The sequence below is a fragment of the Marseilla massiliensis genome (assembly GCF_016899855.1).
Classification (GTDB): domain Bacteria; phylum Bacteroidota; class Bacteroidia; order Bacteroidales; family Bacteroidaceae; genus Prevotella.
This window is the reverse complement of sequence record NZ_JACJJG010000074.1, coordinates 1-12,411: the sequence shown is the minus strand read 5'-3', so window position 1 is coordinate 12,411 and position 12,411 is coordinate 1. Positions and strand designations below refer to the sequence as shown.

The 12,411-nt window shown below is 52.7% G+C and carries 8 protein-coding genes; all 8 read right to left on the bottom strand.

The window, feature by feature from the left end; genetic code table 11:
• Nucleotides 1-307 precede the first annotated feature (307 nt).
• Nucleotides 308-1,474, bottom strand: coding sequence for a type IX secretion system outer membrane channel protein PorV (gene porV / locus H6A34_RS10915; RefSeq protein WP_021949288.1), 1,167 nt, complete (start codon nt 1,472-1,474; stop codon nt 308-310).
• Nucleotides 1,475-1,684: 210 nt separating this feature from the next.
• Entirely contained in the window at nt 1,685-5,254 is a 3,570-nt protein-coding gene (porU, locus tag H6A34_RS10910; protein ID WP_205105540.1) for a type IX secretion system sortase PorU, read from the bottom strand.
• Complete coding sequence (locus H6A34_RS10905) at nt 5,251-5,868, bottom strand: fumarylacetoacetate hydrolase family protein (RefSeq protein WP_021949290.1); 618 nt, start codon at nt 5,866-5,868, stop codon at nt 5,251-5,253. The genes porU and H6A34_RS10905 overlap by 4 nt, the downstream gene beginning before the upstream one ends.
• Before the next feature lie 379 nt (nt 5,869-6,247).
• A complete protein-coding gene (tsf, locus tag H6A34_RS10900; protein WP_021949291.1) occupies nt 6,248-7,237 on the bottom strand; it encodes a translation elongation factor Ts in 990 nt (329 codons plus the stop codon).
• Between the two features lie 42 nt (nt 7,238-7,279).
• Nucleotides 7,280-8,128, bottom strand: coding sequence for a 30S ribosomal protein S2 (gene rpsB / locus H6A34_RS10895; RefSeq protein WP_021949292.1), 849 nt, complete (start codon nt 8,126-8,128; stop codon nt 7,280-7,282).
• Nucleotides 8,129-8,331: 203 nt separating this feature from the next.
• On the bottom strand, nt 8,332-8,718 hold the full coding sequence (gene rpsI, locus H6A34_RS10890; RefSeq protein WP_205105539.1) for a 30S ribosomal protein S9: 387 nt from the start codon (nt 8,716-8,718) through the stop codon (nt 8,332-8,334).
• An 11-nt stretch (nt 8,719-8,729) separates the two neighbouring features.
• Nucleotides 8,730-9,191 (bottom strand): 50S ribosomal protein L13, encoded by a 462-nt coding sequence (gene rplM / locus H6A34_RS10885; protein ID WP_021948414.1) that lies wholly within the window; start codon nt 9,189-9,191, stop codon nt 8,730-8,732.
• A 551-nt stretch (nt 9,192-9,742) separates the two neighbouring features.
• Nucleotides 9,743-12,411, bottom strand: a 2,669-nt coding sequence (locus H6A34_RS10880) for a M16 family metallopeptidase (RefSeq protein WP_205105538.1), incomplete at its 5' end; no start/stop codon positions are given.

Here is a 12,411-nt window from a genome sequence, read left to right as displayed (position 1 = left end):
CTCGACCAGACCCTGCGCTTCACTCTTTCGTTCGACATGGACGGAATCAAGGATTTGTTCAGAAGATAAATTCAAGGAGTTAAGGAGTTAAATTCAAGGAGTTAAGGAGTCAGGTAGTAAAGGAGTTAAGACAAATGCCCTGTTGAATGAATAATTAATAATGGGAAACGAATAATCAAGTCTGTCTGTTCAGGCAATGAATTTTTCACTTTTAATCCTTCACTTTTCACATAAAAAGTCATTTGTCTTAACTCCTTTACTACCTGACTCCTTAACTCCTTGAATTTAACTCCTTAACTCCTTGAATTTATCTTCTGAACAAATCCTTGATTCCGTCCATGTCGAACGAAAGAGTGAAGCGCAGGGTCTGGTCGAGAGGGTTACTCTTGGCCGTGGCCCATACGTATCCGCAGTCAAGCGAGAACGCGCTCATGCGGAAACCGGCGCCGAAAGTGAAGTACTTGCGGTTACCCTTGTTCTCGGACTCGTGGTGATAACCCGCACGCAGGCTGAACTTGTCGTTGTAAACGTACTCCGCGCCGAGACTCCAGCGTATCTCCTGCAGCTCCTCCTTGAACCCGCCGGGAGCGTCGCCGAAGCTTTTGAAGATACCGGCAATGCTCGACACGTCGTAATAATCCGTCTGCACACGCTGCTGGTAGTCCTCTGTCGACTCGCCGTCTTCCTGGAGCGGATACGTGGGAATGAGCAGTTTGTTGGCGTCGGCAGCTATGGTGAAGCGGTTGTATTCGTCAATCGGCACCATAAGTGAGGCTCCCAGACGCATGTTTGTCGGTATGAACTCGCTGTTGTCGTCACCTCCGAAGGTTATCTTGCTACCGATATTGCTTATGTTAAGGCCCAATCCGAGCTGGCATTCACGTGCCCCTATCATTATGTAGTTCTGGTAGTACAACGCGATGTCCGCCGCAAAGGCGCTACCCGGCGACGTGTCGTCTGTATAGTCATAAGTAAGGTCGGAGTAAATCCACCTTACCGCCGCGGCTATAGAGAACTTCTCGCTCAGCATAAGCGAGTAAGCCACGTCGATAGACATCTCGTACGGATTGATTGTCATGCCGGCAGCCTCACCCGTAGTGCTTACCTCTCCGAGCGAGAAATAACGCAACGAGGCCGACACTGCGCTATAGTCGCCAATGCGGTAATAGCCCGCAAGATAGGCCAGGTCCATGTCGTTGACGAGCTGTCGCAGCCACGGCGTGTAGTTGAGGGCCACGCCCGCGCGGCTGATACAGAACGGATACTTGGCCGGATTCCAGTATTGCGACACGACGTCAGGGTCGGTCGCGGCGCCCACGTCACCCATACCGGCAGCACGGGCGTCAGGGGCAATGGTCTGCGAGGTTACTGAATTGTGTTCGGGATTGAATATGTCGGTCTTTTCCTGGGCGCATATCCCGAGCGAAAAGACGACTGACAGCACAGTCAGCAATATTCTTTGCCGTGTCTTCATTGTTTCTTTTTGGTTTTCTGATTATAGTAAATGTGAATGCCGTAAGTTTGTTTCCGCAAATAATGGAACGGCATTCTATTTAATAACTGATTTTTTCCGTGATTATTGTACAATGCGCCACGGCATTTGAAAAATAAGGAGCAACAAACGTGCAACAGGCCCCGTGAAAGCGTTAAGAATGCCTGTTGCACGTTGTTTGTCTGTCCGTTGTCAGTTGATTATTATCAGTTTCTTGGCTTTCGACACCATTCCGCCGCTGCCGTCTCCAATCTTTACACGGTAGATATACACTCCGGTGTCAAGTTTGCCACCCGTATCGCCGGTCAAATCCCAGTCGAACGTGTACGTGCCCGACGAGGCTACGCCGCTCTCGGAGTGCCTCCACAGCGGTCGTCCGCTGATGTCGAACACCTCGATTATCACGTCGAGGTTGCTTCCGGCACGGTCATGCGTTACGATGAACGTAGTGCCCGTCGTCGCGGGATTTGACGAACAGTCGATGTTGTAGACGTTGGGCGCGAGGCCTTCCACCACGTTGAAGTCGAGCGTTGCCGTCGACGAGTTGTTCATTATGTCCCAAGCGGTGAACGTAAGAGTGTGCTTGCCGGGCGTAAGCTGCGGTATGTTATAATATGTGCGGCCGCTGGTGTAGCTGCCGAAGTCGTACTCGAAGTTGTCGTTCAGCACGTAAGTGAGCGACATGTTGCCGTCAATTGTCAGCACGAGGTCGTGGCCTATGCTGCTGCCCGTGGTGTTTATTCCGTCCTTGTCGGTTATTTCGGCCACGAAGTACGGCGTAGTGTTGACGTTGCCACCGTTCACGAACGAGGGCGAATTAAGGTAACAGTATATCGACGGGCCGATTTCGTCGTCGGACAGGTCGGCCGTTCCGCCTACCACGAAGTCGTCGTTGCATCCGTTCACGACATCGTTCGTCCCGGCATTCACGGCCAAGACATTTATCAGTCCGCTCTCATTGCTGTAGTCAATGTCCTTCGGCACAGCGAAAGTAAAGGCAAACTCGCCTCCGCGAACGCTGTCGTTACCGTTGAACAGCACGGTACTGCGGTCATAATAGGTGAACGGCGTGTCGGCGCCTTCGTCCGAAGTGTTGTTAAGACGGCACACGATTAGCTTCTCGGCGTCCCTCACCAAGGCTGATACTACGCCGTTGTACGACGTATCTTTAGTGCCGTCAGCCGTTTCAATATGTCCCTTGATTGACACCCGCGAACCGGCGGCAAGCTGCGGATATTCGGCGGCTGACGCTACGGCAACGCCGTTAATGCTGTCTATCACGGCACCTGAGCGCGGTACGTTTAGCACCAGCGCGGGGTCGCCAAGCAGCGCGTATTGCAACTTATTGACCGTAGTGTCGCCCCCGGAGGTAACGAGCTGGTTCTTGGCCTGCCGCTGCGCTTCGCCTATTGACACGTATTTGCCGTCTGTGGGAGTAAGCAATGCCCTCAGGTAAGCACGGTTGATGGCGTTGTTGCGGTCAACGTAAACGGTGCGGGTGGTGCCGAAGAAAGCCACGGCTCCTCCGTTTTCGTTCAGCACAGTCACCTCTCCGAGGTTGTCTTGCTGCGAGTCATACGGCATGGTATTGCACGAGGCGGTGATCCATAGCGGTAGGTTCGTGTTCGTGAATGACGCGAAGTCGCTGTACGTGAGCACATACTCGTGCGACAGACCGGTAGGACCGCCGTGGCCGCTGTAGTTCATCACGAGCGCGCCCGCTGCCTGGCGCTGCTTTATCAGGCGTGTCGCGTCGGGGTAAGAGTTGCCCGTCGACGAGCTTTCACGCTTGTAGGCGTCCCACATTATGCGCTCAACCTGGAACGCGGGGTTGATGTTCTCAACGAGCGTTGCCATCTGGTCAGCGTCACGCATGTGCTGGTTGTCGTTGCCGTCGTCGCCCATGAACACGAACTTGTTTTGCCAACTGCCGGCGTTTGCGTTCTCGATGTAGTTGATGGTCTTGTCAACCATTATCTTGGCTTCAGCCTCGTTGCGCACGGGAAAGCGCCCCACGGCCACGTCGAGCTTGTCGGTTGCGAACGGATCGCCGCCCTCTCCGTCGTCAAGATAGCAGAAGAAACCGTCGTCAACATAGCAATTCACGTCGTTGAACGAGTCTTCGCTCTCGTGGCAGAGCAGCAGGTCGTCAGCGTCAAGGCTTGAACACTCGGTAGTATTGAGGCGGTTGTCCCACACACAGTCGCCGAAAAGCAGCAGGTATGACGGCATGTCCTCCTCCGAAGAGGCACGGTCGTACAGCATTTTCATGTACCGGCGGTAGGCGTTCGCGTCAGGAGTGCCGCTCGAGAACTCGTTATACAGCTCGTCGGCAGGCACAATGTTCACCCTCAGTCCATCGTGCTCTTCGTGAAACTGCTTAAGCCTTTGCGCCTGCGCGGTAAGCCTTGTCGACGTAGGAACGATGATAACCATGTCGGCCTGCGGGTCGGCATGATGGTCTTGGTTGGTTATGTTATATACGTATTCCGGCGAGGGGAACGACGTTGAGGACAGAACGGGACTTGGCCTCGGCGTATCATGGCTCACGGATATATAGTCGAGACGCGCCGGACCGCCCGACATCGTAGTTATGCTTACCGTGTTAGAGGCCAGAAGGTTGGATATCCTGTACGTGCCGTACATGTCCTTTCCGTGGTCGTACGTGCCAAAACTGCCTGTCATGATGGTGCCTACCACGGAATCATTGACGGCAATCTGCACGCTTGTCGATTGTCCGGCGGTGACGCAGACAGCCACCGTACCGGCCCCGCCTTGGCCCGACACAAGGTCGAGCTGGTAGCTCTTGGTGGTTCCGAGGCTGATAGGGTCGTTCTGACAGAGGTTCCGTCCGCCCTGGTACCAGGCGTAGTTGTCAACCTCATGCAGTGTGTGGTAGTCGTCGGCAGAGGGGTAAAACGAGCTGACAAACGTCGCGCTGTCGACAGTAAGCGGCTCGCCGTCGCTCTCGGTCAGGAAATAATATCCGTAGTCCGAATAAGGATTGCGCGTGCGGCGGGTAGCGGTGTTGCTGCTCCACGACACAGGGCCTTGGGCGCGGAACAGCTTACGCCCGTTGACGGTGCACGTGGGCACCTCCTTCAGGTCGTCGTATTCAATAAGGTCTTCTGCCGTCAGGACTTCGTTCTGCAACGCTCCGCCGTATCCGTACACCTTAACGCTGCTGACCGACGACAGTCCGGCGCTGCGCACGAGGGCGTCGGTAATCTCGTAAACACCGGTCGACGGTACGCGGATTTTTGCCCATCTACCCGTAGCGAGCACCGAGTGGGCGGCATACCTGTCGGCAGAAGAGCCGCTGTCGGCCGTCCTTGTCAGCGCTTTAGCCGCAGACAGCGGGCTCGACTTGATGTCTAACATGAAGCTGACGAGCTTCATCGGCTTGCCGTCACGCATTACGAGCGGCACGAACGACGCCTCAAGATGGCCCCGCTTGCGCTCAACCACTACGTTTACGGTCACTTCCGGCATTGCCGGCAGCTTCTTGTCGGTAATGTTGTTATAGCGCGACACGTCGGCGTCGCCCATCTCAAGAAACTCCGGATACTCTATGCTGACGGTATATACGGAGTCACGCCACTGGCCGTCGAGTGGTATCGAATAAGAGAAAAATGGCAGCACGCTGTCAATCTTCACCTCGTCAGCCGTGAGGTTGAAGAACTTTTGCCGCTTGGCCTGCGCACTTGCGGCACACCAGACCAGCAGCACGAGCAGCGGCAGTAATATTGTCTTCTTTGTCATTTAACGTTAAACTCAAGTACTTTACGGTCTTCGAGCCATCCCGTAAGATGGTCGTCAATGCTCACCGGGCCCACGCCTACGGGCGTGCCCGTATAAATAAGGTCACCCGTCTTGAGCGTAAACCAACGGCTGATGTAGGCTATCAGTTCGTCAACCTTGTACAGCATGTCGGCCGAACAGCCTTCCTGCACGGTGTTGCCGTTGATGTCAAGACGGAAATGTATGGCCTGGATGTCACGAAACTTGGCCACGTCAACCCATTCGCCGATGACGGCCGCACCGTCAAAACCCTTGCACAAGTCCCACGGCTTGCCCTCACGGCGCAGGCGGGCCTGCAGCTCGCGGGCGGTAAAGTCAATGCCTACGGTCACGGCGTCGTAATATCTGTGGGCGAATCTCTGCGGTATGCTCTTGCCCAAACGGCAGATACGCACCACAAGCTCGGTCTCGTAGTCAATGCGCCCGAGGTCGTCGGGCAGGAAAAACGGCTTTCCGTCCTTAAGCAGAGACGAGTCGGCCTTGGTGAAAATAACAGGCTCCTCCGGTTTATATAACGCTCCGTCGAGCTCTTTATTGTGCTCGGCGTAATTCATTCCGACGGCAAAAATCTTCATATCTTATCCTTTATTATGATGGCAATGGCATGCACATGGCGCGCACGGGCATACCCGAAACAAAGTTAGCGCTTTTTGGTGAAATTGCAAAACAATGCCGGTCAAATAAATATAAATGATGAGTTGACGGCATGAAATCCGCCATCGGGATGGGGCGTGATAATCCGCTGTTTTGCGAAAGACCGCCTTTTGCCTTCCGAAAGGCCGTCAATCGCAAGCTAAAATGCCGTCTTTCAGGAGATGAAAGACGGCATTTTACAAAGTATTGAATATCAGTTTGTTACGTTGCCAATCAAAAGAGGGCATAAAAAAGGCGTCTGCTCTAACGAACAGACGCCCCAATGATAAAATATGCAAATTGTCCTTTAATGCTAAAAGATTACTCTGCACGGAGAGTGAAGCGCTTGAAAGCGACAACTGTCAACTCCTTGTCGGCAGCCTGGAGGTACTGTGACACGGTCTGCTTGCTGTCCTGGATGAACTCCTGGTTAAGCAGGCAAGAGTCCTTGTAGAACTTAGCCATACGGCCCTTAGCGATGTTCTGTACCATCTGCTCGGGCATGTTGGCAGCCTTCTGCTCAGCGGTCTCCTTCTTGATTTTGCGTATCTCTTCAGCCTGTGCCTCCGTGATGTTGCCCTTCATGATACCCTCGTTGATGTGCTCCTCGTTCTCGGCGATGTAGAGATTGAATCCTGCCTTCTTCAGTGCAGCCTCTACAGCCTTGTTGATTTGCTCCTCCTTGGTCTTCTCGATAGCAACCTTCAACTCGGAGTCCTTAACCTCCTGGGGTACGCTTGCCTCGTCAAGAGCTACAGGGTTCATTGCGGCAACCTGCATAGCGATGGCGTGTGCCTGCTCCTCGGCGGGCTTGTTGGTCTGAACCATGGTGCAGAGCATGTGCTTGCCCATGTGGTCATAAACCGAAACATTGTCACCTTCGATATACTGGTAGCCGTCAAGCTCGGTCTTCTCGCCTGTGATACCAGAGCGGGCAACGACCTCGTCCTGTACGGTGCTGCCGTTAAGGGGCAGAGCCTTAACCTCGTCAAGGGTCTTTACCTTTGCGGCAACGGCGGCGTCAAGAATGCTCTGTGTCAGGGCGATGAAGTCCTTTCCGTTGGCAACGAAGTCAGTCTCGCACTTCAAGGCGATCATTGCGGCGAAACCGTCGGTAGCCTTAACGAGCACACAACCGTTGGAAGTCTCGCGGTCGCTACGCTTGGCAGCGATGGCCTGGCCCTTCTCACGGATTATCTCGATTGCCTTGTCAAAGTCGCCATTGCTCTCGGTGAGAGCCTTCTTGCAGTCCGCAAGGCCGGCACCGGTCATCTTGCGGATTTTCTGTATGTCAGCTATTGATACAGCCATAATGGTATTTACTAATATGTTTAAACGTTAGTCAAATGAAAATCAAGCCTCTTCGGGAGCTTCTTCAGCTGTCTCTTCAGCCTTGGGAGCTTCTTCCTCCTTAGCGGGAGCGTCCTTGCGTGCCTTGCGTGCGCGCTTCGGGCGGTCTTCAACAGCGTCAGCCTCAGCCTGCTCCTTTGCAGCCTTCTCGTCAGCCTTCTCTATCTTGCGCTCCTCAAGACCCTCGGCGATGGCGCCGCAGCAAGCGTTGAGTATTACCTCGATACTGTCTTTAGCGTCGTCGTTAGCGGGGATTACGAAGTCTATGTCACGGGGATTTGAGTTGGTGTCGACAATGGCGAACACGGGTATACCCAGACGCTTAGCCTCCTTAACGGCAATGGCCTCCTTCATGATGTCGATTACGAAGAGCGCTGAAGGCAGGCGTGTAAGGTCTGCTATTGAGCCGAGGTTCTTCTCGAGCTTTGCACGCTGGCGGGTAATCTGGAGGATTTCACGCTTTGAGAGGTTTGAGTATGTACCGTCGTTCATCAGCTTGTCGATGGTAGCCATCTTCTTAACTGCCTTACGGATGGTGGGGAAGTTGGTGAGCATGCCGCCCGGCCAACGCTCGATTACGTAAGGCATGTTAACTGAAGCTGCCTTCTCGGCAACGATTTCCTTAGCTTGTTTTTTAGTAGAAACGAACAGGATTTTCTTTCCTGACTTGGCGATTTGCTTCAACGCGTCAGCTGCTTCGTCGATCTTTGCAACCGTCTTGTTGAGGTCTATGATGTGGATTCCGTTGCGCTCCATGAAGATATAGGGAGCCATTGCGGGATTCCATTTACGCTTGAGGTGGCCGAAATGGCATCCGGCCTTCAATAACATATCAAAATTAGTTCTTGACATTGTGTTCTTTTGTTTAATTGTTGTTGTTTACTTTCCTTTTAGTTTTGTTAGAACCAACCGACAGGTAACCGTCTTTCAGGCTGCCTTCGCACGGTGTTCAGGCCGCTGTGGCATTCCGATTATGGCCGTTGTGGCGGGTCTCGCCGGTTTGGATACTAAACGCGAGGCTTGCGCTTCCGTAGCGGAGGCGCTTGAGCCAAACATTAACGCTTGCTGAACTGGAAGCGCTTGCGTGCCTTCGGACGTCCCGGCTTCTTGCGCTCTACAACGCGAGCGTCACGTGTCAGGAATCCGTGGTCCTTCAGGTTCTTCTTGTCCTCGGCGTTGATTTTCACGAGAGCGCGTGCTATCGCGAGGCGGAGAGCTTGGCTCTGGCCGGTGAAACCGCCGCCGTCGAGGTTGGCCTTGATGTCATATTTCTCGGCTGCTTCGAGCAACTGCAGAGGCTGCTTAACGACATACTGAAGTATTGCAGACGGGAAATATTCCGTAATGTCCTTCTTGTTTATAGTGATTTTGCCGGTGCCTTCGGTGACATAAACACGTGCCACGGCACTCTTACGGCGACCTATTGCATTAACTATTTCCATTATCGCTTCAATTATTTGTACTGGTTAATATCAATTGCTTTGGGCTTCTGTGCCTGCATGTTATGCTCCGTACCGTCGAAAATCTTGAGATTGTCCATCAGGCTGCGGCCGAGCGGGCCTTTAGGCAACATGCCCTTTACTGCGTGGCGGATGATTCTCTCGGCTCCGTAAGAGTGCTTGCGCAGCTCGGCAGGAGTGTTGAAGCGCTGTCCTCCGGGATATCCGGTGTAGCGTGTGTAGACCTTGTCGGTCTCCTTCTTGCCTGAGAATACCACCTTAGCGGCATTGATGATGATTACATTGTCACCGCAGTCTACGTGCGGAGTGAAGTTTGGTTTGTACTTTCCACGCAGGAGCTTGGCTACCTTAGAGCAGAGACGGCCTACAACCTGGTCGGTTGCGTCGATAACGACCCACTCTTTTTTAACCGTTTCCTTGTTTGCGGAAATAGTCTTGTAACTTAAAGTGTTCATTGTAAATTTAAAAATTACTACTAAAAAACGTTTTTAATTCTCCTTGAACGGCGATTCACTAACCGCTACGCTCGGCCAAAAGCGCAACTATTAACACTCCGTTCTGGGGGCTCTAAGCATACCCCCGATAATAATCGGCGTGCAAAGGTACACATTTTTATTATCAGCACAAGGGTGAACGCACGATAATTAGATGATTATTTATAATGTTTAACATTATTTATCCAAATCAAAAGCCTAAACAAAGTCATCCAAACGAACTCGGCCTGACTGCCGCAGACAACGCCGTTGGTCATCCATGCCGATACGGCTTGTTTCCGGTGGATTTCCAATTGACCGTCTTTTGTCTTCCAAAAGGCCGTCTTTCGCAAGCTAAAAGGCCACCTTTTACACGCTAAAAGGTGGCCTTTTGGAATGATATTGAGCAAAAGCAGGGGTTTGAATGGTTATGAAGCTCTTGTCAACGGATGTCGCATGGGCAAAAGAAAATCCCTTTCCCGTACACACGGTACGGAAAAGGGACACGATGTTTTTAGTATAGAAAAGGTATTTTATTTCTTTGCTTCCTCCGGCAGCATTATCACCTTAACGCTGTTACCGCCGCCGAATATCACGTCGTTGACGAACTTAGCCACCTTATCGGGAGTCAGGGCATTGACTATGTCCTTGTACTTTGTCACGGTATCAACGCCGTACTCGTCCATGTCATTGATTGCGCCAACCCAGTAGCTGTTGGTCTTTGCGTCCTCGTCGGCACGCTTTAACATAAGCTCCTTAACCTTGTTGAGCATGTCGGTGTCGACGGTGGTGCGCATCTTCTGTGCCTCGTCGTCCATTATCTGCAATGCGAGATCGCTCTTCTCCGGGTTCATCGGGCATACACCGATAAGCGCAGTGAACGGCACGTCGCCTCCAACGTTGGCAAATCCGACAGCCTGCGTAGAGTAAGCGGCGCCTGCGTCCTCGCGGATCTTCTTCAGGTATATCATCGAGAGCACCTGTCCTGCGGCGTCAGCGCATACCTGGTTCTCAAGCGAATAAGGTGCCTTGTTGTTGTACCAATACATATATACATTGGCCTTAGGCGTCTCCATCTTGCGACGGAACTTGTTTTCAACCTTGCCCTGGGCGTAGGTCGAAACCTTCTTCCACTCCTCTTTCACTCCGTTTGCGGGCAGTGAAGCGATGTACTGCTCGATGAGCGGACGGATGGCAGCTTCGTCGAAGTTGCCCACGAAGGTAAAGGTGAAGTCGCCGGCGTTGGCTGTACGCTCTTTCGCAATCTGCAGAATGCGGTCGTAGTTTGCCTTCTTCAAGTCTTCAACCTTCAGCTGGCGGAAGCGCGGGTTGTGGCTGTAGAGAGTGCACATGAGCGAGTCAGAGAATGCCGCATCGGGCGATATAGCCTGGTTCTTGAGACTTGTCTCGAGCATGGTCATCAGCGATGCGTAGCTCTTCTCGTCCTTCTTGATGTTCGTGAAGTTAAGGTAGAGCAGCTGGAACATAGTCTCGAGGTCTTTCGGAGTAGAGCGTCCGCTTACGCCTTCGTGCAGGTTGCTCAGCGTGAGGTTTACGCTTGCCTGCTTTCCGGCGAGCGCCTTCTCAAGCTCCGTGTTGTTGAAGTTGCCCAGTCCGCTTGCTCCAATCACCATACCGAACAGGTCTGCGTTAACAAGATCCTCTTCGCCGAGCAGTGACGAACCACCCTTTGAAGTTCCGCTGAGGATGACTTCATCGTCCTTGAAGTCGGTCTTCTTCAGCAATACGCGCGCTCCGTTAGACAATGTAAGTTCCTTATATCCAAGGGCTGCATTCTCCTTTTCGCTTACGATGCTTCCCTTTGCCGGCATTTCGGTGATGAGCGGCTCGTTCTTTACGTTGTCAACCCAAGCCGTGAGCTGCTCGCCATGTACGGCATCGATGGCTTTCTTGATTGACTCGGGCGTAGGATAAACGGCTCCTTCCTTCTCAGTGTACTCGGCGAATACCACGAGGTTGGTGTCAGTTTCGCTCACAAGTTCCTTTATTATCTCGTTAGCGAGGTCAACGGGGAGCATTGGAGCAATCTGCTGCATTGTCATATACTGGTCTTCAATAGACGGAATCGGCTCATTACCGAGGAAGTGGTCACGGTATTGATCGCCCCAGAAGTCGTTTTTCTGCTTGTCGCGGTTGGTGTAAATCTTCTCCAGCTGGCTCATGTACTCGTCCTTTGCGCGTACGTATTCAGTAGCGGTGAAACCGCACTTAGCGGCGCGAAGCACCTCACGGAGCGCTGCGGAAACAGCCTCTTCGGTCTTGCCCAGCTTGGGAATGCAGACTATATTGAACGCATCCTTTGTCTTTGAGTAGATGTATTCACCGTCATATACAAACGCCTGAACGAACGGACAGTCTGGGTTCTGCGATATTTCATTAAGACGTGAGTTAATCATCGAGGTCGAAAGGTCGGTTGCATACTGCTGTATGAGATACAACATATTACCCTTCAGACTGTCGGGTACGGCCTCATGCTTCATGAATATCTGCACAACGTCAACCCTCTGTTCCTTGTCTTTGTCAACAAGGATGATTGCCTCGTTATTATCCGGCACTTGTTCGTCAACTACCGGCACGGCATTCGGGTCGAGCTTAATTCCGCTGAACATTTCCTTTATCTTCTGTTCGGTGCGGTCAACGTCGACGTCACCCACCACGATGATGGCCTGGTTGTCGGGTCTGTACCACTTATGATAGTACGCACGCAGAGCCTCGGGCTTGAAGTTGTCGATTACCGACATGAGTCCGATAGGCATGCGCTTGCCGTACTTGCTGCCCGGATACAGTTTCTCGAGGTTGCGCTCGAGCATTCTCTGGCCGGCAGACGAGCGCTGGCGCCATTCGTCATGTATCACTCCGCGCTCCTTGTCTATTTCCTTAGCGTCGAGCGTCAGGCCATTCGACCAGTCCTTGAGTATGAGCAGGCACGAGTCGAGCGACGCAACATTAGCAGAAGGCACGTTGCACACACGGTAAACAGTCTGGTCAACGGCGGTGTACGCGTTCAAGTCGGAACCGAACTCAACGCCTATTGAGCGCAAGTATTCGATGAGTCTGTCGCCCGGGTAGTTGTCAGAGCCGTTGAAGGCCATGTGCTCAAGGAAGTGTGCAAGTCCTCTCTGGTCTTCCTCCTCCTGGATAGAGCCTACGCGCTGGGCGATGTAGAAGTTAACACGATGTT

Bases quoted from the DNA above. Each gene is read 5' to 3' on its own strand.
- tsf (WP_021949291.1), bottom strand. From the start codon at position 7,237: ATGGCTGTATCAATAGCTGACATACAGAAAATCCGCAAGATGACCGGT.
- rplM (WP_021948414.1), bottom strand. From the start codon at position 9,191: ATGAACACTTTAAGTTACAAGACTATTTCCGCAAACAAGGAAACGGTT.
- rpsI (WP_205105539.1), bottom strand. From the start codon at position 8,718: ATGGAAATAGTTAATGCAATAGGTCGCCGTAAGAGTGCCGTGGCACGT.
- porU (WP_205105540.1), bottom strand. From the start codon at position 5,254: ATGACAAAGAAGACAATATTACTGCCGCTGCTCGTGCTGCTGGTCTGG.
- H6A34_RS10905 (WP_021949290.1), bottom strand. From the start codon at position 5,868: ATGAAGATTTTTGCCGTCGGAATGAATTACGCCGAGCACAATAAAGAG.
- porV (WP_021949288.1), bottom strand. From the start codon at position 1,474: ATGAAGACACGGCAAAGAATATTGCTGACTGTGCTGTCAGTCGTCTTT.
- rpsB (WP_021949292.1), bottom strand. From the start codon at position 8,128: ATGTCAAGAACTAATTTTGATATGTTATTGAAGGCCGGATGCCATTTC.